General features: G+C 69.3%; 19 protein-coding genes. 3 read left to right on the top strand and 16 right to left on the bottom strand.

The genetic code is table 11. The annotated features are described in order from the left end of the window. Nucleotides 1–80: 80 nt before the first annotated feature. From AB0I43_RS04330 to AB0I43_RS04345, 4 genes are all read right to left on the bottom strand, one after another. Complete coding sequence (locus tag AB0I43_RS04330; protein WP_356975246.1) at nucleotides 81–1,322, bottom strand: DNA polymerase III subunit delta'; 1,242 nt, start codon at nucleotides 1,320–1,322, stop codon at nucleotides 81–83. A gap of 37 nt (nucleotides 1,323–1,359) precedes the next feature. After that, nucleotides 1,360–1,866, bottom strand: a complete 507-nt coding sequence (locus AB0I43_RS04335) for a DUF664 domain-containing protein (protein WP_356974621.1) — start codon at nucleotides 1,864–1,866, stop codon at nucleotides 1,360–1,362. 68 nt (nucleotides 1,867–1,934) lie between these two features. Then, on the bottom strand, nucleotides 1,935–4,760 hold the full coding sequence (gene topA / locus AB0I43_RS04340) for a type I DNA topoisomerase (RefSeq protein WP_356975244.1): 2,826 nt from the start codon (nucleotides 4,758–4,760) through the stop codon (nucleotides 1,935–1,937). Nucleotides 4,761–5,126: 366 nt separating this feature from the next. Beyond that, nucleotides 5,127–5,333, bottom strand: a complete 207-nt coding sequence (locus AB0I43_RS04345) for a cold-shock protein (RefSeq protein ID WP_011206895.1) — start codon at nucleotides 5,331–5,333, stop codon at nucleotides 5,127–5,129. 499 nt (nucleotides 5,334–5,832) lie between these two features. On the opposite strand from AB0I43_RS04345, the gene AB0I43_RS04350 reads away from it, so the two are divergent. Continuing rightward, the gene (locus AB0I43_RS04350) at nucleotides 5,833–8,151 is read left to right on the top strand and encodes a DEAD/DEAH box helicase (protein ID WP_356974619.1); all 2,319 of its coding nucleotides are present in this window, start codon (nucleotides 5,833–5,835) and stop codon (nucleotides 8,149–8,151) included. 296 nt (nucleotides 8,152–8,447) lie between these two features. Here AB0I43_RS04350 and AB0I43_RS04355 read toward each other — a convergent pair whose 3' ends face one another. The 7 genes from AB0I43_RS04355 to ssd form a co-directional block, all read right to left on the bottom strand. Beyond that, nucleotides 8,448–8,936, bottom strand: a complete 489-nt coding sequence (locus AB0I43_RS04355; RefSeq protein ID WP_356974617.1) for an Rv3654c family TadE-like protein — start codon at nucleotides 8,934–8,936, stop codon at nucleotides 8,448–8,450. Further along, nucleotides 8,926–9,243 (bottom strand): TadE family type IV pilus minor pilin, encoded by a 318-nt coding sequence (locus AB0I43_RS04360; protein ID WP_356974615.1) that lies wholly within the window; start codon nucleotides 9,241–9,243, stop codon nucleotides 8,926–8,928. The genes AB0I43_RS04355 and AB0I43_RS04360 overlap by 11 nt, the downstream gene beginning before the upstream one ends. 41 nt (nucleotides 9,244–9,284) lie before the next feature. Next, nucleotides 9,285–9,512 carry a DUF4244 domain-containing protein gene (locus tag AB0I43_RS04365; RefSeq protein ID WP_356975243.1) on the bottom strand — a complete coding sequence of 76 codons (228 nt, stop codon included), beginning with the start codon at nucleotides 9,510–9,512 and terminating at the stop codon, nucleotides 9,285–9,287. Between the two features lie 342 nt (nucleotides 9,513–9,854). Beyond that, nucleotides 9,855–10,487, bottom strand: a complete 633-nt coding sequence (locus AB0I43_RS04370; RefSeq protein ID WP_356975241.1) for a type II secretion system F family protein — start codon at nucleotides 10,485–10,487, stop codon at nucleotides 9,855–9,857. 579 nt (nucleotides 10,488–11,066) lie between these two features. Next, nucleotides 11,067–11,690, bottom strand: coding sequence for a type II secretion system F family protein (locus AB0I43_RS04375; RefSeq protein ID WP_357431222.1), 624 nt, complete (start codon nucleotides 11,688–11,690; stop codon nucleotides 11,067–11,069). A gap of 568 nt (nucleotides 11,691–12,258) precedes the next feature. After that, on the bottom strand, nucleotides 12,259–13,446 hold the full coding sequence (locus tag AB0I43_RS04380) for a TadA family conjugal transfer-associated ATPase (protein WP_356974611.1): 1,188 nt from the start codon (nucleotides 13,444–13,446) through the stop codon (nucleotides 12,259–12,261). Between the two features lie 37 nt (nucleotides 13,447–13,483). Continuing rightward, entirely contained in the window at nucleotides 13,484–14,596 is a 1,113-nt protein-coding gene (gene ssd, locus AB0I43_RS04385) for a septum site-determining protein Ssd (protein ID WP_356974609.1), read from the bottom strand. A gap of 408 nt (nucleotides 14,597–15,004) precedes the next feature. Between ssd and AB0I43_RS04390 the strand changes: the two genes are divergently transcribed. After that, nucleotides 15,005–15,838: an HAD-IB family hydrolase gene (locus tag AB0I43_RS04390; protein WP_356974607.1), complete on the top strand. Its 834-nt coding sequence runs from the start codon at nucleotides 15,005–15,007 to the stop codon at nucleotides 15,836–15,838. Between the two features lie 506 nt (nucleotides 15,839–16,344). Here the strand turns inward: AB0I43_RS04390 and AB0I43_RS04395 are convergent. Together AB0I43_RS04395 and AB0I43_RS04400 are read right to left on the bottom strand one after the other, a co-directional pair. Continuing rightward, nucleotides 16,345–17,094 (bottom strand): oxidoreductase, encoded by a 750-nt coding sequence (locus AB0I43_RS04395; protein WP_356974606.1) that lies wholly within the window; start codon nucleotides 17,092–17,094, stop codon nucleotides 16,345–16,347. 11 nt (nucleotides 17,095–17,105) lie between these two features. Continuing rightward, nucleotides 17,106–17,555: a MarR family transcriptional regulator gene (locus tag AB0I43_RS04400; protein ID WP_356974605.1), complete on the bottom strand. Its 450-nt coding sequence runs from the start codon at nucleotides 17,553–17,555 to the stop codon at nucleotides 17,106–17,108. 85 nt (nucleotides 17,556–17,640) lie between these two features. On the opposite strand from AB0I43_RS04400, the gene AB0I43_RS04405 reads away from it, so the two are divergent. Beyond that, nucleotides 17,641–18,504, top strand: coding sequence for an alpha/beta hydrolase (locus tag AB0I43_RS04405; protein WP_356974604.1), 864 nt, complete (start codon nucleotides 17,641–17,643; stop codon nucleotides 18,502–18,504). 30 nt (nucleotides 18,505–18,534) lie between these two features. Here AB0I43_RS04405 and AB0I43_RS04410 read toward each other — a convergent pair whose 3' ends face one another. From AB0I43_RS04410 to AB0I43_RS04420, 3 genes are read right to left on the bottom strand one after another with little or no spacing between them, the layout of a single operon-like run. After that, on the bottom strand, nucleotides 18,535–20,232 hold the full coding sequence (locus tag AB0I43_RS04410) for an ABC transporter ATP-binding protein (RefSeq protein WP_356974603.1): 1,698 nt from the start codon (nucleotides 20,230–20,232) through the stop codon (nucleotides 18,535–18,537). 8 nt (nucleotides 20,233–20,240) lie between these two features. Continuing rightward, the gene (locus AB0I43_RS04415) at nucleotides 20,241–21,203 is read right to left on the bottom strand and encodes an ABC transporter permease (RefSeq protein WP_356974602.1); all 963 of its coding nucleotides are present in this window, start codon (nucleotides 21,201–21,203) and stop codon (nucleotides 20,241–20,243) included. Continuing rightward, nucleotides 21,196–22,122: an ABC transporter permease gene (locus tag AB0I43_RS04420; protein WP_356974601.1), complete on the bottom strand. Its 927-nt coding sequence runs from the start codon at nucleotides 22,120–22,122 to the stop codon at nucleotides 21,196–21,198. Before AB0I43_RS04420 ends, AB0I43_RS04415 begins: the two co-directional genes overlap by 8 nt. Nucleotides 22,123–22,143 lie beyond the last annotated feature (21 nt).

Genomic DNA, 22,143 nt, shown 5'->3' on the forward strand with positions numbered 1-22,143 from the left:
GCCGGAATCGCCGAGGACGCGACGGGTGACCGCCGTTCGAGGACCGCGTCAACGGGCACGCCGGCGAATTCAGTTGTCTATCAAGGTGTTTGAGCGGCGATCATCGCGGCGACCATGGCCGCCAGCGCGAACCGCGGCTTCACGTTCGTGTCGAGCGCCTCACGGCAGGCCAGCACCGCCTCGATGCTGAGCAGCAGACCTTCGGGGCGGGTGCGGTCGGCCAGGTCATAGATCTGGTCGGACATGTCGGGGTGGGTCAGGGCGACACCGGAGCCGTTGCGGGCCGCGCCGAATTTGACGGCGAGCGCGTCGCGGTAGACGCCTGCGACATCGATGAGGGCGGTGTCGAGCGCGTCGCGCCCGGTTCGGGTGGCGCGGGATTTCTGGCGGCGTTCCAGGTCCTTGAGCACGCCGGCCGAGCCGCGGGTGGCGCTCGCCGCGCCCTTGCCGGTGCCGCCCGCGCCCAGTGCCGTGGCGAGCTCTTCGCGTTCGCGTTCGTCGCGGGCCGCGCTCATCTGCTTGGCCTCGTCGTCGGCGGATTTCACCAGTTCGTCGGCGGCGGCGTAGGCCGCCCCGGGGCGTGAGACCGCGCCGACCAGCGCCAGCGCCCGCTGCCGGCGGGCGCGCGCCTCCTCGTCGGTGGCCAGGCGGCGGGCGCGGCCGACATGGCCGCCGCTGATCGAGGCCGCCCAGGCGGCGGTTTTCTCGTCGAGCTGGTCGCGGTCGCGCAGCACCTGCGCGATGGCCGGGACAGACGGCGTCACCAGGTGCACGTGCCGGCAGCGCGAACGCAGGGTGATCGAGATGTCCTCCGGGTCCACCGAGGGGGCGCACAGCAGGAAGACGGTGCGGTCCGGCGGCTCCTCGACCACCTTCAGCAGGACATTGCCCGCGGCTTCGGTGAGGCGATCGGCGTCTTCGACGACGACCACCTGCCAGCGCCCGGTGCTCGGCCGGCGCGCGGCGACCTGCACGATCTCGCGCATCTCCTTGGTGCTGATGCTCAGCCCCTCGGGAATCACCCGGCGTACGTCCCCGTGGGTGCCTGCCATCGTCGTGGTGCAGGCGTGGCAGCGGCCGCAGCCGGGTACGCCCGGATCGGTGCATTGCAGGGCGGCGGCGAAACACAGGGCGGCTACGGATCTCCCGGACCCGGGCGGGCCGGTGAACAGCCAGGAGTGCGTCATCGCGCCCTCGGTGACGCCGTTGCGGGCCGCGATCGCGGCAGCCGTCAGCTCGGACTCGACCGCATCCTGGCCGACCAACCGATCGAAGACATTAGGGGGACGGCGGGAGGCGGAGCCGACGGGGTGGGTAAGCACTGCCACGGGCTACACCCTAGCGGTCGGCTCCGACAGGTCAGGAAACGCGGCTGTAAGTGCTGTTCTGGCCGTCCAACTCCTCGCGAATGATGTCCGCGTGCCCGGCGTGCTGGGACACTTCACGCAGGATGTGCAGGAGGGTGTAGCGCACGGACTGCCAGATCCGGCCCTCCACCCAGGGATTGGTCGGGGTGGGGATCGAGGTGTCGAGGCTGTCCACGGTGCGGATCAGCTCCGCGGTCGCCGCGGCCACCTCGTCGTAGGTGGCCAGCAGCCCCGCGACCGTCTCCTCCGGAGCCATCACGTATTCGCCGTCGAACCGGGAGACATCGAGTTCGGCGTTCTCGTCGCGCTCGGCGATCACCGTGGTCCAGTGCCGCTCGTTGCTGATCAAATGGTGCAGCAGGCCGCCCAGGGTCAGCTCGCTGACGGTGGTGCGCTTGCGGGCCTGGGTGTCGTCGATGCCGCGCAGCGTGATCTTGAACAGTTCACGCTCCTCGGCGAGCATCGCGATGAGATCCTCGCGCTCCTGATCGATGGCCATGACAACGGATCCTTTCGCCTGCCGAAGCGGTACCGACCGAGGGTACGACGCTTCGGCGTGCGCGGGAATCAGGCCTTTTTCGCGGTGGTCTTCTTCGCCGCGGTCTTCTTGGTGGTGGTCGCCTTCTTGGTCGCGGTCTTCTTCGCTGCCGTCGCGGTCGTCTTCTTCGCGGCCTTCTTCGCCGGCGCCTTCTTGGCGGCCTTCTTCACCGGCCCGCGCGCCCGGCGGTCCGCGAGCAGCTCCGAAGCCCGCTCGTCGGTGATGGATTCGACCTCGTCGCCCTTGCGCAGGCTGGCGTTGGTCTCCCCGTCGGTGACGTACGGGCCGAAGCGGCCGTCCTTGATCACCATCGGCTTGTTCGTGGCGGAATCGTTGCCGAGCTCACGCAGCGGCGCGGCGCTGGCCGCCTGCCGCCCACGGCGCTTGGGTTCGGCGTAGATCTTCAACGCCTCCTCCAGCGTGACCGTGAAGATCTGGTCCTCGGTCGCGAGCGAGCGCGAATCCGTGCCCTTCTTCAGATACGGGCCGTAGCGGCCGTTCTGCGCGGTGATCTCCTCGTTCGAGGCCGGATCGGTGCCGACCACGCGCGGTAGGGACAGCAGCTTCAGGGCGTCGTCGAGGGTGATCGTGGCCAGATCCATCGACTTGAGCAGCGATCCGGTGCGCGGCTTGGGCGCGGCGGCCTTCTTCGCCGTCTTCTTGGCCGGCGCCTCAGCGGACTCCTCGGCCTTCGGCTCGGGCAGGATCTCGGTCACGTACGGACCGAAACGTCCTTCCTTGGCCACGATCTCGTTCCCTGTCACCGGGTCGGCGCCGAGCTTGCGGCCCTCCTGCGGGGTCGAGAAGAGCTTCTCGGCGACCTCGGCGGTCAGCTCGTCCGGCGGCAGATCGTCGGGCAGGTTCGCCCGCTGCGAGATCGAATCACCTTCCGGGTCATCGGGATTGGTGACCATTCGCTCCAGGTACGGCCCGAACCGGCCGACCCGGACCACCACGTCGCGGCCCTCGTCATCAGTGAAGAGCTTGATCGAGTTGACCTCGCGGGCATCGATGTCGTCGAGCTGCTCGCCGACCATCTTCTTCAGCCCGCCCGAGCGCGCGACCGAACCCTCGACACCGTTGTCGCCACCGAAGTAGAAGGAGGACAACCAGTTTCCGCGCTGCTGCCGCCCACCGGCGATGGCGTCCAGATCGTCTTCCATGGCGGCGGTGAAGTCGAAATCGACCAGTCGGCCGAAATAGGCCTCCAGCAGACCGACCACCGCGAACGCCACCCAGGACGGCACGAGCGCACTGCCGCGCTTGTAGACGTAGCCACGGTCGAGAATGGTCTTGATGATCGACGCGTAGGTGGACGGGCGCCCGATTCCGAGCTCTTCCAGCGTCTTGATCAGCGAGGCTTCGGTGAAACGGGCCGGCGGATTGGTGCTGTGCCCATCGGGGTTCAGCTCCACCGCGGTGACGCCCTGCCCCTCCTCCAGGGCGGGCAGGCGGGATTCGGCGTCGTCGGACTGCCCGCCGGCCTCCTCGTCCACGCTCTCCACGTACGCCTTGAGGAAGCCCGCGAAGGTGATGGTGCGACCGGAGGCGGAGAACACGCACTCCTCGCCGGTGCCCGCGACGCCGGTGATGCGCAGCGTCAGCGTGGTACCCCGGGCATCGGCCATCTGCGAGGCGACGGTGCGCTGCCAGATCAGCTCGTAGAGCCGGAATTCGTCGTTGTCCAGGCGCGAGTGCAACTGACCCGGCGTCTGGAAGGTGTCGCCGGAGGGGCGGATCGCCTCGTGCGCCTCCTGCGCGTTCTTCACCTTGCGGGTGTACTGGCGCGGCGACGGCGAGACGTACTCCGCGCCGTAGAGCTGCGTGGCCTGGGTGCGCGCCGCGTCGATCGCCGACTGCGACAGCGTGGTCGAGTCGGTACGCATATAGGTGATGTAGCCGTTTTCGTAGAGCCGCTGCGCGACCCGCATCGTGCGCTCGGAGCTGAACCGCAGCTTGCGGCCCGCCTCCTGCTGCAACGTCGAGGTCATGAACGGCGGATACGGCTTGCGCGAGTACGGCTTCGACTCGGCGGAGGAGACCACCAGGTCGGCGCCGTCCAGCGCCTCGGCGAGGCGGCGGGCGTAGGTCTCGTCCAGGACGACGACACCGGTGCCCTTGAGCTGGCCGTCAGGACCGAAATCCCGGCCGCTGGCGACGCGCGAACCGTCCACCTGGACCAGCCGCGCCCCGAAGGTGCGCGGGTTGGACGCGTCGCTCCCGGCGCCCGCGCCGGCATCGAGTTTGGCTGCGATATCCCAGTATTCGGCCGAGCGGAACGCCATCCGCTCGCGCTCGCGCTGCACGATCACCCGGGTCGCGACGGACTGCACGCGGCCCGCCGACAGCTTCGGCATGACCTTCTTCCACAGCACCGGACTGACCTCGTAGCCGTAGAGGCGGTCCAGGATGCGGCGGGTCTCCTGCGCGTCGACCAGGTCGTTGTCGAGTTCGCGGGTGTCGGCGGCGGCGGCCTGGATGGCCGGCTCGGTGATCTCGTGGAACACCATGCGGCGCACCGGCACCTTGGGCTTCAGCGTTTCCAGCAGGTGCCAGGCGATGGCCTCGCCCTCGCGGTCGGGGTCGGTGGCGAGGTAGAGCTCGTCGGCGTCTTTGAGCAACTGCTTCAGCTCGGAGACCTTGGCCTTCTTCTCCGGGCTCACCACGTAGATGGGCTCGAAATCGTGATCGACGTCGACGCCCAGGCGGGCCCAGGACTCGCCCTTGTATTTGGCGGGCACGTCCGCCGCACCGCGCGGCAGGTCCCGAATATGACCGACAGAGGCTTCGACCGTGTAGTTACGACCCAGATACGGCGCGATCTTGCGGGCCTTGGTCGGGGACTCGACGATCACGAGACGACGCAGGGGACGGCCCTGGTCGGCTGTACCGAGGTCTCGTGCTGCCACCGGCGAATACACCTTTCCTTCTCGACCCGCGCGACGCTGGTGCGTCGGTGTTGCTACGCGGTTGGGGCAAGCGATGGCACCCTCTGCCGCCGCTACCAGACACGTTTATACCTTGATGTTGGCTGCGGGTGATTGCTCGCGACCCCGAACCACCGAGCGTACGTGGTAATCGGAACCCAGTATGCAGTGTGTGGACCGCAGGGTGCCGCATGCCACTCGGTGTGACCCGGCTGTGTGCCTTACCCCAGATATAGCTCGTCCCTCACCTCCGGTTACCGGTGGTGAGGGACGAGCTGTGGATTCGTGCGTCACTCAGGAGAGTGCGCGAACTCCGGTGGCCTGCGGGCCCTTGGTGCCCTGACCGACCTCGAACTCGACCTTCTGGTTCTCCTCGAGGGTGCGGAAGCCCGAACCCTGGATCTCGGAGTAGTGGACGAAGACGTCAGCGGAGCCGTCCTCGGGCGCGATGAAGCCGAACCCCTTCTCCGCGTTGAACCACTTCACAGTTCCCTGTGCCATTCTGTTCCTTCTCTTTTCTTACCGGAACGGCGGACAACTGGGTTCGTCCACCGGGCCCGTTGAGAGCGTTGTACTGTTGGTTCCCCCTGCAGGAAAGCACCAAGCACACCGTTCGCAACATCGATCCTGCTGACGGTTTGGACTTTGGATCCGTCCCTCGAACACAGAAGCTTGCGACCAGGAACCAGTGAACCATGTCTCCGAGCAATTCAACAGTCGAGTTACCGACAATTTGCAAAAAAGTTGATCTTGCGAATGCGCAGGTGAGGGACACAATGGGTGAATCCAGACTCAAGGTTCGTTTGCCCCTGGATAACCTAGTGAGCATCTGGCTAACCACGTGTGACCCGGGTCGCTATTTGGTATCGAAATGGCAGGTAGGGGTTGCCAACCGCACACGTTTCACACTTTCTCGGCGTGTCGGACGTCCCGCGTCGTGAATCTGTCCGAGCCCGCACCCCTGGCGCCCAGCCCCGAAGAGCTCAGCTACGGTCGATCGTTGCTGAATCGTGTCCTCCCCCGTGACCCCCGACTCACCCATGCCGTGGAGCTCCCCGCCCGGCCCGCGCTGACCACCGAATGGCCCGCCTGGGCCGCTCCCGACGTGCTCGAGGCCCTGCGCGTCGCCGGGATCGAAGCGCCGTGGACGCATCAGACCCGGACCGCCGATCTCGCCGCCGCCGGAACGCACGTCGTCGTCAGCACCGGCACCGCGTCCGGGAAATCGCTGGGATATCAGCTGCCCGTGCTCACCGCGCTGCACGAAGACCCCCGGGCCACCGCCCTCTATCTGGCGCCGACCAAGGCGCTGGGCGCCGATCAATTGCGCGCCATCGGGGAATTGACACACGAGGGACCGCTGCGCGACATCCACCCGGCCACCTTCGACGGCGACACCCCCGCCGAGGTCCGGCAGTGGGTGCGGGCCAACGCACGCTGGGTCTTCACCAACCCCGACATGCTGCACCTGGGCATTCTCCGATCGCACCAGCGCTGGGCGCGGGTGCTGCGCCGGCTGCGGTACGTCGTGGTCGACGAATGCCACGCCTACCGCGGGGTTTTCGGGTCACATGTGGCGCTGGTGCTGCGCCGGCTGCGGCGCATCGCCCGGTATTACGGTGCGGACCCGGTGTTCGTGCTGTGCTCGGCGACCACCGCCGAACCCGCGGCCGCCGCGTCCCGGCTGATCGGGGCGCCGTGCGTCGCCGTGACCGAGGACGGATCACCGCGCGGCGCGCGCACCGTCGCCCTGGTCGAACCGCCACTGACCGCGCTGACCGGCGAAAACGGTGCGCCGATCCGGCGTTCGGCGACCTCGGAGGCGGCCGGGATCATGGCCGATCTGGTGACCGAGGGCGCACGCACGCTGACGTTCGTGCGTTCCCGGCGGGCCGCCGAACTGATCGCCATGGACACCAGGCAGCGGCTGCACGAGGTGGATCCCGAGCTCGCGCCCCGAGTGGCGGCCTACCGGGCGGGCTATCTCGGTGAGGATCGGCGGGCGCTGGAAGCGGCGCTGTCCGACGGCACGCTGCTCGGGGCCGCCACCACGAACGCGCTCGAGCTGGGCGTGGACATCGCGGGACTGGACGCGGTGGTCATGGCCGGTTTCCCGGGCACCGTCGCCTCGTTCTGGCAGCAGGCCGGCCGGGCCGGGCGGCGCACCCAGGGCTCGCTGGTCCTGCTCGTGGCCAGGGACGATCCGCTCGACACCTACCTGGTCCGGCACCCGGAAGCGTTGCTGGACAAGCCGGTCGAGGCCACCATCACCGACCCGCACAATCCCTATGTCCTGGGCCCGCAACTGCTCTGCGCCGCCTTGGAACTGCCGCTCACCGACGCCGAGGTGGACGCGCTCGACGCCGCCACGCTGATGGCGGATCTCGCGGCGCAGGGCCTGGTGCGACGGCGCGGCACCGACGGCGGGCGCTGGTATGTGACCGACGTGCAGGCCGGACAGCACGACGCCGTCGACGTGCGCGGCGGAATCGGGACACCGATCGCGATCGTGGACGGCGAGACCGGGCGGCTGCTCGGCACCGCCGACGCCGGGCGGGCGGCGGCGACCCTGCACGAAGGCGCGGTGCATCTGCACCAGGGCGAGACCTATCTGGTCGAGGACCTGGACCTCGAGGGCGGCGTCGCCTTCGTGAGCGCGGTCGATCCCGGGTTCACCACCAGCGCCCGCCAGCGCACCTCGATCGCGATCGACACGATCACCGAGCAACACCGGCACGGCGCGGTGACCAGCGCGCTGGCGCAGGTCAGCGTGACCAGCCAGGTGATCGGCTACCTGCGCACGCTGCGCACCGGCGAGGTGCTCGACCTCGTCGAACTGGACCTGCCCGCACAGACGCTGCCCACCCGCGCGGTGTTCTATACCGTCACCACCGAGCTGCTGGATCGCGCGGGCATCGAACCGCCGGATGTGCCCGGAGCCCTGCACGCGGCCGAGCACGCCGCCATCGGGCTGCTGCCCCTGGTCGCGACCTGCGACCGCTGGGACATCGGCGGCGTCTCCATCGCCGAGCATCCCGACACCGGGCTGCCGACGATCTTCGTCTACGACGGTCAGCCCGGGGGCGCCGGCTTCGCCGAGCGCGGGTTCGCGCGCCTGCGGGAGTGGCTGGGCGCGACGCTGGCCGCCATCGAGTCCTGCGGGTGCGCGGCCGGGTGCCCGTCCTGCGTGCAATCGCCCAAGTGCGGGAACGGGAATCACCCGCTGGACAAGCTGGCGGCAGGGCGGCTGCTGACGGCGGTTCTGGGCGAACTCGGGCGGGGAACATCGCCCGGTCAAGGGCCGGATTTCGATTCGTGACAGCGGCGCGGCCCGAGCGTGATCGGGCCGCCACCTGGCTGGACGATCACCAGGGTGGTGCGGCTCGGCCCAGGTAGACCGCAGTCCGGGCCGCTCCCCGACTCCCTCGCCGATTAAAAAGGATCGGTTTCATGTTAACTGCGCTATTGCCACATCCTTTCCCGTGCGACGTGCGGTTTTATTCGAATGGCTCCGATCGATAGCGCATAAATAGAACGGCAGTCGCATTTGTTGGTCACCGGAATTACCGGAATTATGCGCACGCGGGCCGGATCTGGTAAGTCCGCGCGACGCACTCAGAGTTCCTCCCCAACCGGTCCCGCTCGCGCCACCGCGCTAACTACACGCACACCAAACAGACCCATTGGTACATTTTGTTCGGCTGTCACAGTTACATCCCATTGCGATACCGCGCACGCCCGAACCCGCGCCTGCATATCCCTCGCTATCTCCCGTGCCACAGCACAACCGGCGTCGGTGCCCGACCCCAATGCCCCGGCTCCCGCCAAGGCCGCCAAGTCGGCCGCCGCCTGCACCCGATGCCGGGCCACCACGCCGGTTCCGAGATGACCGAGCATCAGGGTCGCCGCGATCAGGCCCGCCAAGGCGAAGCAGGCGAGCACGGACGCTCCCCCGGCCTCGTCGCGCCACCGTTTCCCGCGTCCGCCGCTGTGCGACAGACTTTTTCGCCGCGCATGCCACAGCACATGCGGCCGTGCGGGGGCCGTCGAGCGGGGTGACCGAGCCACCGATCGCCCGTCGCCGCTTCCGGTTTCACCGCTCATCAGCTTCTCCAGGTTCCATGGCGGCTACGGCCCGCGCCCGTAGGACAACCGGCAACAGTGGCGTTCGAGCGGAGACGATCGCCACTACACGATTACCTTCCGTCCGCAGTGTGATCTCGGCCGCCGGCGGACCCACACGCCGCGCGGCGCTCAGCGCGTTCTCCCGATCGCCACGCGCGGCCAATCGGGCCGCCTCGCGCGCGGCGTCGACGCAGCGCACCTGCGTCGACGCCGCGAACAGAGCACCGAGGCAGAGCACCACCGTGACCACGACCGCGCTCAACGCGATCGCCGCCTCCACCGTCACCGCACCCCGGTCCCCACCGAGACCCGCGGCTCCCCAGCCCTTTACACCGCGGTGTTCAACGCCTTGTCGATGATCTTCGTCAACGCGTTCACGATCGAGTCGCCCGTCACCACGGTATAGAGCACCGCCCCGAACGCCGCCGCCGCGACGGTCCCGATCGCATACTCGACAGTGCTCATCCCGTCGTCCGCCGCCATCACCCGCAACAGCCGCGCCCGCAACACCAGCGACGACCGCCGCGCCACCGCCAGAGCAGACCGCTGCACCATCACCAAAACTTCCGGCCCGCTGAGCGAACCGACGCGAGACACCCCCATCCATTCCGGCAGGCGAAGCGTTCCGCGCGAGACGGTCTCTGCCCAGTCCGACGGACGGAACGGAACGCGCGAGACGGCACCCGCCAGGCGAAACGGGCCATGGATGGCCCGATTCGACGCAGTCGGGGCCGGCGATTGTTGCACGGTGATGCTCGGGGTGGGCGCTGGGTGGGTGGGGCTGGGTTCGGTCTGCGTTTGGTGGGTGCTCGCTCTGGCCTCGTTCTCGATTCGCATCGGGTTCCCCTCTCTGTTCCGCCCGCGCGGCCGATCCGCGCGGGTACGTTTCGGGCGCGTTCACAGCAGGCCATCGCCGAGCACGTGATCGGCTAGGCCGATCACGACCGGCACGATGCCCAGGCAGAGGAAGGCGGGTAGGAAGCACAGGCCGAGTGGGCCGCTCACCAGGACTCCGGCTCGCTCGGCGCGGGCGAGCGCTACGTCTTCGACCGCGCCGCGGTGTTGTTCGGCGAGTTCGCTGACCGCGAGTGCCAGCGAGGCGCCCGACCGTGCCGAGCGCCGGGCCATCCGGGCCAGTGCCTCCACTTCCTCCGCGCCGGGGCGTCCCGCCGCCTCCTGCGCGACCCGCTCCCACGCCACGCCGGCATCGGCTCCCAGCGCCAGTAGATCCGCCGCGCGGCGCAGCGCCTCCCCGAGCACCTCGGGTGCACTGGGCGCTACTGCCCGTGCGGCTCCCGCCATCGGCAGCCCGGCGCGCAGGCACGCGGCCAGCAGATCGAATATCGATGCCACAGCCAGCGGATCGACCGGTTGCCCACGATTTCGCTTGCTTCCCAACGGCTCAACCGGGCCAGCCCACATCGCCCGAAGCCGTCGCCCGACATCCACCCGCCCCGGCAACATCACCAGGGCACAAGCAGCCAAGAGCACCTGCACAACTCCAACCCCGCCCATCCCGACCGCACCCATCCCGACACCGCCCATCTCGAACCCCTTTCGTCAGCCATTCCGTCTGCGACCGCTTCCGCCCTGGATGCTTGAACAGCACGAACTCTCCGAAGGCACCCCACTCGCCCAGCGGCCGATCACCGTGCCGCACAATCTCTTAGCCAAAGTCATTGCCTCGGTTCACCAGCTCGACCGCCCCACCTCGCCGCAGTCGACCAGCCCGGCAAATGCCACCCCTCGCCGAGATCGCTACATCAGCTGGCCGGCGATCCCCACCGAACTCGGCACTCCGAACCGAGCGCCGCTCCTGGAGAACTCGCGACATCAGCCGAGCCGCGAATCTCCTGGCCACCCGCGCGACGATGTTGTGCTCGCCTCGCCCGAATCCTCGACAGGCGAAGTTGTGCACAGTTGTCCCCAGTTCGCGGGTGTAGTGGGGAGCGCTGGGGACGGAATCGCGGGCTGCCCCAAGCAGTGCGGCGTCGCTTCGGAGTGGCCTGTGGATCGATGGGGACAACCGCGGACCACCGGTCGCGGTCGGGCTCGGTATCTGAGAATCGGCGGTGCGGGGTGAGCTGTGCACAGGTATCCCCAGGGTGGTCATGTGAGGGCCTTTCGGGTGATGGCGTCGGCCCAGAGGAGGCCGGCGCAGGCGAAGGCGGTACCGAGTGGGAGCAGGAAGGTGCCGGTGGGGCTGCGGAAGAGGGTTTGGAGTGGGGCCGCGCCCATCAGTTGGCCCAGGGTGATACCGAGGAGCGGGAGGGCGGACAGGACGGTGGCTGTTGCGCGGGCACCGGCGAGGGCTGCGGTGGTGCGGGCCCGGAAACGGTTGCGGCACAGGAGGTCTGTGCGGGCGGCGGCGAGTAGTTCGGCCAAGGCCAAGCCGTGGTGTTCGGCGACCTGCCAGGCCGTGGCGACGTGGTCCAGTTCGGCGGCTATCGCGCAGTCGGAGCGGCGGAGCCCTGCGGCCCCGGAGCCGCCGAGACGACTCCGGGCCGCGCTGACCGTGAAGGCTTCGGCCGCGAGGCCGCGCGATTCGGCGGCTGCCGCCTCGGCGGCCGCGCTGGGGTGCGCGCCGACGCGGAGCTCTCCGATTACCGCTTCGAGAGCGTCGAGCAGGTGACCATTTTCCGCCTCACGCGACCGGGCCCACCTGTTGCGGCGGACCCGAATACCGACCGTGATCGCCAACAGCACCGCCGCCGTGAGCGGACCGACCCCCACAACCATCACCGTTGCGAGCGGGGCCAGCACCAGCATCGGAAACAAGCACCGCGACCGCCACTTTCGTGCTGGTACCGCGCTGCCGGACAACGCCTCCGCGCGGCTGCGAGCGCCCGACGACGGCGCCACTATCAGCGCCGCACCAAGGCAGAGACAGGCGGTGATCATCGCCCCACCTCCCCCGCCGCTCCGGAGAAGGCCTCGCGAGTCCGTTGCACACCCTCCGGCGTACGACCCGACTCCCCGGACTTGCTCCAACCCGGCAGCGCACGGCGCAGTGCGCCGAGGTCGCTCCGACCTGGCAGCACACGGCGCAGCCCGCCGAACCCGCTCCCACCCGGCAGCACACGGCGCAGCACACTGAACCCGCATCCAGCCCGCAGCGCACAGCAAAGCCCACCGAACCCGCTCCCACCTGGCAACGCACAGCGCAGCCCACTGAACCCACACCCACCCTCCAGTGCACAGCGCAGCACGCCGAACCCGCACCCAGCCCGCAGCACACCGAACCCGTTCACACCCTCCAGCGCGCGACTCGCCCCACCGTGGGGACGGTTTCCGGTGCGGATCATCGGCCGAGGCGTTCGGTGAGGAGTTGGGTGAGGGCGGGGGCGGCTGGGGTTGGGGTGGGGAGGGCGTGCCAGGCGGGGGTGATGTCGACGCGGCCGGTGGGGGTGCGTTGGACGAGGCCGATCTCGTGGAGGGCTCGGGTGCCGTCGGGGCGGCGGTGGACATGCAGGACGGTGTGGATGGCGGCGGCGAGTTGGCTGTGCAGGGCGGCCGGGGGCATGCCGCCGAGGGCGGCGAGGGCTTCGAGGCGGGCGGGGACTTCTCGGGGTGAGTTGGCGTGGACGGTGCCGGCGCCGCCGTCGTGGCCGGTGTTGAGGGCGGTGAGCAAGTCGACGACTTCGGCGCCGCGGACCTCGCCGACGACGATGCGGTCGGGGCGCATGCGCAGGGCCTGGCGGACCAGGTCGCGGACGGTGACCGCGCCGATGCCCTCGACGTTGGCCGTGCGGGCCACCAGACGAACGACGTGCGGGTGCGGTGGGGCGAGTTCGGCGGCGTCTTCGACGCAGATGATGCGTTCGGCCGCGTCGACCTTGGCGAGCATTCCGGACAGCAGGGTGGTTTTGCCCGCGCCGGTGCCACCGACGACGAGGAAGGCCAGGCGGGCGCGAATGATGCGCTCCAACAGCAGTTTCGCGTCGGCGGGGATGGCGCCGGAGGCGGCGAGGGCGTCCAGGCCCTGGGTGGCGGGGCGCAGGACGCGCAGGGACAGGCAGGTGCCGCCGTGGGCGATCGGGGCGAGCACGGCGTGCAGGCGGACGCCGAAGGAATCACCCAGTGCCGCTTCGGTTCCCGCGAGGCGGCCGTCCACCCAGGGCTGTGCGTCGTCGAGCCGACGGCCCGCTGACAGGGCCAGCCGCTGCGCGAGGCGGCGTACCGCGGCTTCGTCGGGAAAGGTGATCGAAGTCTTCTCCAGCCCGCGCCCGCGATCGACCCACACCGCATCCGGCGCGGTGACCAGCACATCCGCCACCCGGGGGTCGTGCAGCAGCGGTTCGAGCACGCCCGCCCCGGTCAGCTCCGTCTGCAACAGCCGCAGGGCGCGCAGTAGATCGGTATCGCCGAGTACCGCGCCCGCCTCTGCGCGAATGGCGGCCGCGACCTGCGCCGGATCCGGCGTACCGGTGTGCCCGGCCAGCCGCTCCCGCACCCGATCCAGCAGCTCCGCCGTCACGAGTGTCGTCATCGCGCGCCTCGATCGGCCGCGAAATCCCCAGTGCGCATCATCGAACTCCCTGCCCCACAGGCGAACTCAGCAACGACAGCACCGCGTCGGCCGCGTCTCGAAGGGGCCCGCGGCGTGGGAGGGACAACCCGCCGCGTTCCAGGCGGGCCGCGAGACCGGGCTGGGGGCGCAGCGCGGCCAGGAGCGGGAGCTCTAAGATCTCGGCGACCTCGGCGCCGCGCAGGCCGCCGGGGGCCGGGCCTCGAACTATCAAGCCCTGGTTGGGGTTTCGGGTGGCGATGTAGGCGGCTACGGACTGGGCGGCCGCGAGGGCGCGCAGGCGGGCGGCGACCACGAGGACGACGAGATCGGCCGAGCCGAGGATGGCCTCGGCGTGCGGGCCGCGTTCGGCGGAGAGATCGCAGATGACGAGATCCCCTGCGGCCCTTCCGGCTTCGATGACGGCGTGGATCGCGGCCGGGGTTATCTCGGTGGGCAATCGACCGGCACCACCGCGCCCGCAGGACAGGACGGCCAGGCCGGGCGCGGCGGTGGGGAGGGCGGCGTGCAGGGCGGCGGCGGAGATCCGGCCGGCCTCGACGACCAGCTCCGGCCAGCGCAGGCCGGTGCTGTTCTCGAGGCCGAGCAGCAGGTCGAGACCACCGCCGAGGGGCGCGGCATCGACCAGGACCGTCTCGGAGCGGAACCGGCCGGCGGCCGAGCGCAGCGCGGTGGCGGCCGCCACGGTGGAGGCGCCCGCGCCGCCGCCGGCACTCACGACAGCGATAACCACACCATCGCCAGGGCGGCTTTCGGCATGCTCAGCAAACTTCTCGACAAGGCGCTCGGCGGCACCCGGGAGGGCGAGCACGAGCTCGGCCCCGAGCGCCGCCGCGGCCTGCCAATCGGCGAGTTCCGGATCGCCGTCGGCGACCAGGACTACGCCCGCGCGCCGGAGATATCCGGCTTCGGCGCCGGCGCGGGCGGCCGCCGTGTCCAGGATGATCAGGGGTGCGGCGGCCCAGCTGTGCCGCCCGACGGGGAGTTCCCGTTCGTCCAGCCCGCGCTCGGCCGCGGCGGCGATGCGCCGGACTTCGTCGCGGAGCCTGTCGTCGCCGATCAGCACCAGGGCCGGTGCGGCCACGATCACCTGCGCTGCTTCGAGTTCCATGAGGCGAGCGTGCTGCACGCGGACGGCACTCGGAAGACCCGTTATGCCGAATGTGGATAACTCGCGACTTGTGGATAACTCGGTCGCGGGCAGCCGGACCGTCCCCGGAATAGAGGACGGCCCCAGCCGGGGGGGGAGGAGGCTGGGGCCGTCGGGTTCAGCCCCGGGGGGTCGGGCTGAACGCGCCTGGACTATGTCCAGGTGCCAGCAATACTACACCCAATCCCTGGCAAGAACGCAAGTCCGTTGTCCGAGAAATTTGACCCTGCCAGGGGTCCGGCGTCTTCCGGGCAAACCCTGCGCCACCGGCTGCGCGGAGGCGATCGATCGCCTCCGGTCCCGCGCTCGTTCGCGCACCCGCGGACGGTCGCGCGCCGGTTCGAGCGGCCGCGGCCCTATTCTGGACGGGTGACGGCCGACGGCGATGCGACATCGGACAATCCCGGCATCCGCGGAGAGCGGATAGCCGCCTTCTTCGACCTGGACAAGACGGTGATCGCCAAATCGAGCACCTTCGTGTTCAGCAAGCCGTTCTTCGCCCAGGGCCTGCTCAACCGCCGCACCGTCCTGGAGAGCAGCTACGCCCACTTCATGTTCCTGCTCTCCGGCGCCGACCACGATCAGATGGAGCGCATGCGCGAGCATCTGACCAAGATGTGCGCGGGCTGGGATGTCGAGCAGGTGAAATCCATTGTGGCGGAAACACTTCACGAGCTCGTCGATCCGCTGATCTACGCCGAGGCGGCGGATCTGATCGCCGACCACAAGATCCGGGGCCACGATGTGGTGATCGTGTCGGCCTCGGGCGAGGAGATCGTCGGCCCGATCGCGGAGGTGCTCGGCGCCTCGCACACCGAGGCCACCCGCATGGTGGTCGAGGACGGCAAGTACACCGGCGCCGTCGATTTCTACTGCTACGGCGAGGGCAAGGTGCAGGCCATCGAAAAGCTGGCCGCCAGTGAGGGTTACGACCTCTCGCGCTGCTACGCCTACTCCGATTCGGTGACCGATCTGCCGATGCTCGAGGCGGTGGGTCATCCGACGGCGGTCAATCCCGATCGCGCGCTGCGCCGCGAGGCACTGGCACGGGAGTGGCCGGTGCTCACCTTCTCCAATCCGGTCTCGCTGTGGGCCCGATTCCAGGCCCCCTCGTCGACCACCCTTGCCGCGACGGCGGCGGTCGGGGTGAGCGCGGTGCTGGCCGGAGCGATCTCCTACCGGCTGCTGCGCAAGCGCCGCTGAGGCTTAGCTGAGCCGGCGCGCCCGGGGCCGCGGTGCTGCTGGACGGTGCAGCCGAGTGCTAGCGGGCCCGTTTGCCGGCGAACTGCCGCCCCTCGCGCGACCAGGCATTGAATCACGAAACGCCGAACAACACGCCGGTAATCTTATGTTTCTCCAGCCCTTGAGTGGCGCCGGTCACAGTGGTAAAAAGGTAGCTACGGAAGGACGGAAGGCCTGGGCGGAGTCGGAAGAGAAGATTCAGTCCCCCATCCCACCTTCCCAGCACGGACACCAGGCACCCACGCGGAGCGCGCCGCTACAAGGGCAGAAGCGTTGTGGGCCTGCGAGATTCGGTTTGTCACGGCGAGAGCCTCGCACGGGTTGCGGGGATGAACCGTGGGAGTCCGATTACTCGCCGAGGCCGCCGACACAACCCACACAGCACGCCTGGTAACCGGGTAGTCCGTGCTTCGCGGGCGGTGAAGTCGCAGAAGCGGCTACGCCGCCCGCTTTGATGCGTGGGGCGTCTAGCCCACTGCCGAATCGGCGATCGAAGTCGCTTCGCGCGCTCCGTCTTCCAGCGCTCCGCTACAGAAGATCACCCAGCCACCCACGGCGTCCGGCGCACCGGTGCCGAAGCCTGCGGCCGCGTCCTCATACGCCTGCCGCCGGCGCAGCCAGAACACCTCCGGGACACCCAGGCTGTGCGGGTCCAGCCCACTCGACACCGTGACCAGTCGCGACGCCGCCCGCGCGACGATGCCGTCGGCGGTGCCGAAGGGCCGCAGCGCCAGCAGTTCCCCGTGCACCACGGCCGCGATCACCGGCGCGGGCGCGCGGGTGGCGAGCACCGTCTGCGCGAGCAGATCGAGGCGTTCGGCGATACCGGGCGCGCTGCGCGGCCGTCCGAGCAGCGTCTCGTCCGAGACCAGGTCGGCGGCGGCCAGCAGGTGCAGCCGGGCCAGCGCCTGCAGCGGCGCGCGCTGCCACACACCGACCAGATTGCGCAGCGCGTCACCGTCGAGCGCCTGGCCCACGCGCAGCGAACCGGCCAGCAGCGGATCCTCGACCACGCCTTCGACGGAGGGCAGGTCGGTGCTACCGCCGTCGATCCCCGCCGACGAGCGCGCGGCGCGCACCGCGGCCTCGGCCGCCGTGGTGGGCCAGCCGCGCCGGTTCGCCTTGTGCCGGTGCACGGCCGCGAGCGCGTCCCGGGCGCGGTCGGCGGCGTCGCGGACGCCCGGCAGGTCGACGAGGGGCTGGAGCGGGTCGGTCACGAGATACGAGGCTAGCGGGGCGCCGCGGCGCCGCGATCGGCGATCTGCCGTTCGATGGCGACCAGGGTCTGCAGCTGCCGGTCGGAGAGCAGATCGGTGAAGCACGCGCGGATGGCCGCGTGGTGACCGGGCGTGGCGTCGGTGTAGGCCCGGCGGCCCGCGTCGGTGAGCACCACGTCGTCGCCGCGGCCGTCGCGTTCGCACGCCTCGCGCGCGATCAGGCCGCGCTGTTCCATCCGCCCGAGCTGGCGCGAGAGCCGGCTGTGCGGCCAGAGCATGCGTTCGGCCAGGCCGCGCACCCGGATGCAATCGTCCGGCGAGGTCAGCTCCACCAGCGTGGCCAGGATCTCGTAGTCGGGCATCGACAGGCCCGCGGCCCGCTCCAGTTCGCGGGCCACCTCCGTATCGACCTGTTCGCGCAGCCTGCGGTAGGCGGACCATGCCTGCATTGCCTCGACCATGTCGCCAGCCTAGCGGAATCTATTTACATGTAACGAACCTTGGGATAGATTCTTCGTTACATGTAACGCAAAAGGGAGGCAGGCGATGGGCGCCACCGAACGAACGATCAGCGTCAACGGAATCGACCTGTGCGTCGAGACTTTCGGCGATCCGGCGGATGCCGCGATCCTGCTGCTGCACGGCGCGGGTGAATCGATGCTGGCCTGGGACAGCGCGTTCGCCGAGCGCCTGGCCGCGGGCGGCCGGTACGTGGTGCGCTTCGACAGCCGCGACGCCGGGCGGTCCACCACTTTCCCGGTGGGCGCTCCCCCCTACGGCCTGCGCGATCTGGTCGCCGACGCCGCCGCGCTGGTGCCAGCGCTCGGCCTGGACCGGGCGCACCTGGTGGGCATGTCCCAGGGCTCCGCGGTGGCGCAGCTCGTGGCGCTGGACCATCCGGCCCTGGTCGCCTCGCTCACCATCGCTTCCGGAACACCCGGCGGACCCGGTCACGACTACCCCGAACTGCCGCCGATGACGGACGACTTGGCGGCGTTCTTCGAGGGCGCTGCGGCGAGCCCGGACTGGGCCGATCGCGCCGCGGTCATCGATTACCTGGCCGAATCGCTGCGGCCGTTCGCCGCCGCCTCCGTCCCCTTCGACCTTGCGGCGCACCGTGAATCGGCCGCGCGGGTGGTGGATCGAGCCTCGGATATCGCCGCCCAGCTCACCAATCCGTACCTGCTGGACGCGGGCGCACCGTGGCGCGAGCGCCTGCGCGAGATCGCCGTTCCGGCGCTGGTGTTCCACGGTGCGGAGGATCCGCTGTTCCCGCCGGAGCACGGCCGCATCCTGGCGCGGGAGATTCCCGGCGCCGAGTTCCGCGCGCTGCCCGGCACCGGGCACGAGGTGTTCCCGCGGCACACCTGGGACGCCGTGGTCCCGGAGATTCTGGCCCACACGAGGTAGGGACGGGCGCTGAGCGCCCGTCCCCAGCGCTCAGGTGCTGAGCAGCTCCCGGCCCGGAATCGCGTCCAGGAGCTTGCGGGTGTACTCGGTCTGCGGATTGTCGAATACCTCGGTGGTGGAGGCGGATTCGACCACCGCCCCCTTCTGCATGACCAGCACGTCGTCGGCGATCTGGCGGACCACCGCCAGATCGTGGGTAACGAACAGATAGGACAGACCGAGTTCGGCTTGCAGATCGTTGAGCAGGTTCAGGATCTGCGCCTGCACCAGCACGTCCAGCGCCGACACCGCCTCGTCACAGACCACCACCTCCGGACTGAGCGCCAGCGCCCGCGCGATGGCGACGCGCTGCCGCTGGCCGCCGGACAGCTCGTTCGGATAGCGCCGCATCACCGAGGACGGCAGCGACACCTTGTCCAGCAGATCCCGCACGGTGGCCTCGCGCTGTTTCGCGTCGCCGATCTTGTGCGTGCGCAGCGGCTCCTCGATCGTCCGGTAGATCGAGTACATCGGATCCAGGGAGCCGTAGGGGTCCTGGAAGATCGGCTGCACCCGGCGCCGGAAAGCGAACGCCTCCTTGGCATTCAGCTTGCCGACCTCGCGGCCGTCGAAGGTCACCGTGCCCGAGGTGGGCTCCAGCAGGCCCAGCACCATCTGCGTGACGGTGGACTTGCCGGACCCGGATTCGCCCACGATCGCGGTGGTGGTGCCGCGCTTGAGGCGGAACGACACGTTGTCGACGGCGATGAAATCCGTCGACTTCCACGGCGTGCTGCCCCGGATCTTGAACGCCTTGGTGAGATTCTCCGCGATCACCACGTCGTCGGGGACGGTGCTGACCGCCGCGTCCTCGGCGAGCACCTGCTCGGCGACCTGTTCGGCGACCTCCACGGCTTGCTCGCGGATCTCGGCGCGCTTGCGCACCGCCGAGAGCCGCTGCGAGGCCAGCGAGGGCGCCGAGTTCACCAGCTTCTTGGTGTACAGATGCTGCGGATTGCGCAGGATCTGCAGTGCCGGACCGGATTCCACCACCCGGCCGCGGTACATCACCACCAGGTGCTCGGCGCGTTCGGCGGCAAGCCCGAGGTCGTGCGTGATCAGCAGCACCGCGGTGCCGAGTTCGCTGGTCAGCCCGTCGAGGTGGTCCAGGATCTGGCGCTGGACGGTGACGTCCAGCGCCGAGGTGGGCTCGTCGGCGATCAGCAGTTTCGGGCGGCAGGACAGGCCGATGGCGATCAGCGCGCGCTGGCGCATGCCGCCGGAGAACTCGTGCGGGTACTGGTTCATCCGCCGGGCGGCGTCCGACATTCCCGCTTCCTCGAGCAGTTCGGCCGCCCGCTCGGTGGCCTCCTTGCCCTTGGCGATCCCGTTGGCCTCCAACGTCTCCTTGATCTGGAAGCCGATCTTCCAGACCGGGTTCAGATTGGACATGGGATCCTGCGGCACCAGGCCGATGCCCTTACCGCGCACGGCCACGATGTCCTTCGACGACGCGGCGGTCAGATCCTTGCCGTCGAACATGATCGACCCGGAGGTGACCTCGCCGCTGCCGGGCAGCAGATCGATGATCGCGTGCGCGGTCGTCGACTTGCCGGACCCGGATTCGCCGACGATCGCCACCGTCTGGCCCGGATACACCGCCAGGCTCACCCCGCGCACGGCCGGGATCTTCTTGCCCTCGGAGGTGAAGCAGACGTTGAGGTCCTTGATGTCGAGCAGTGGCTGCATCGCCGCGGTCACCTCTTCCTGGCTTTCGGATCGAGCGCGTCGCGCACCGCGTCACCGAGCATGATGAAACTCAGCACGGTCAGCGCGAGCGCGGTCGCGGGATAGAACAGGATCGGCGAGGTGCGGATCTCGATCCGGGCCTGCGCGATATCCGAACCCCAGGACACCACGGTGCGCGGCAGGCCGACGCCGAGGAACGACAGCGTCGCCTCGGTGACGATGAAGACGCCGAGCCAGATCGTGGTCACCACGATCACCGGGCCGGCCGCGTTGGGGATCACGTGCCGCAGCAGGGTCCGGAACCTGGAGACGCCCAGCGCTTTCGCCGCCGTGACGTATTCGCTGTTGCGGGCCTCGATCACCGCGCTGCGGGCGATGCGCGCCGCCTGCGGCCAGGTGAACAGGGCCAGGATGAAGATCACCGTCCAGATGGTGCGCTGTTCCAGCAGCTGCATGACCACGATCGCGGCCAGCATCAGCGGGATGGCGTAGAAGATCTCGGCCACCCGGGACACGATCGAATCCAGCAGGCCGCCGTAGAACCCGGCCAGCGCGCCGAGCGTTCCGCCGACCATCAGGAACAGGAACGCCGAACCGACGCCCGCTTCCACGGACGCGCGGGCGCCGTAGATGGTCCGGGCGTAGATGTCGCAGCCCTGCTTGTCGAAGCCGAACGGATGCCCGGAACTGCGCGGGGCCATGGAGTTGGCGCCGTCGCAGTACTGCGGGTCCTGATCGGTGAACAGCGACGGAAAGAACACCAGCACCAGCACGAACAGGATCATCAGCGTGGCGATCACGAAGATCGGGTTGCGCCGCAACTGGCGCCACGCGTCGGTCCAGATGCTGGTCGGAGCGCCGCCCTCGACGACCTTGTCGGTGGCGAGCACCTCCACCTCGTCCGGCGGTGCGACGTAGTACTCCTGCCCGGGCCGGGCGTCGGCCGGGGGCTTCTTCTCGAGGTCAGGCATAGCGGATCCTCGGGTCGAGTGCGGCATAGAGCAGGTCGATCAGCAGATTCGACAGCAGGAAGATCACGATGAGCACCGTGACGAACGAGACCACCGTGGGCGGTTCACCACGCACCACCGCCTGGTAGAGCGTGCCGCCGACGCCGGGGATGTTGAAGATGCCCTCGGTGACGATCGCGCCGCCCATCAGCGCGCCGAGGTCGGCGCCCAGGAAGGTGACCACCGGGATCATCGAATTGCGCAGGATGTGCACGGTGATCACGCGGGGTCGGCTCAGGCCCTTGGCGGTCGCGGTGCGCACGTAGTCGGCGGTCATGTTCTCCGCCACCGAGTTCCGGGTCAGGCGCAGCACGTAGGCGAACGACAGCGACCCGAGCACGAACGCCGGGACGAGCAGTTCGCCGTAACTGGCCTTGCCGGTCACGGTCACCGGGGCGATGCCCCATTTCACGCCCAGGAAGAACTGGGCGAGGAAGCCGACCACGAACACCGGCACCGCGATGATCACCAGGCTGACGACGAGCATGGTCGAGTCGAACAGTTTGCCTTTGCGCAGGCCCGAGACCAGGCCGAAGATGACGCCGAAGATGCCCTCGATAGCCACGGCCATCAGCGCCAGTTTGATGGTGATCGGGAATGCCCGGGCGAGTTCGGCTTTCACCGGGCGGCCCGAGAACGCCGTCCCGAAATCGAAGGTCAGGATGCCCTTGAGGTAGTACAGGTACTGCATCAGGAAGGGCTTGTCGAGGTTGTAGCGGGCTCGAAGCGTGGCTTCGACCGCGGGTGTCAGTGGTTTCTCACCGGCCAGTGCCTTGATCGGGTCGCCCGGGATCAAGAACACCATCGCGTAGACAAGCAACGTCGCCCCGAGGAACACGGGGATCATCTGGAGCAGACGCCGCAGGATATACCAAGCCATAGCTGTATTTCCTCCGGAAAG

Source organism: Nocardia sp. NPDC050435, from assembly GCF_040655395.1.
Lineage (GTDB): Bacteria > Actinomycetota > Actinomycetes > Mycobacteriales > Mycobacteriaceae > Nocardia.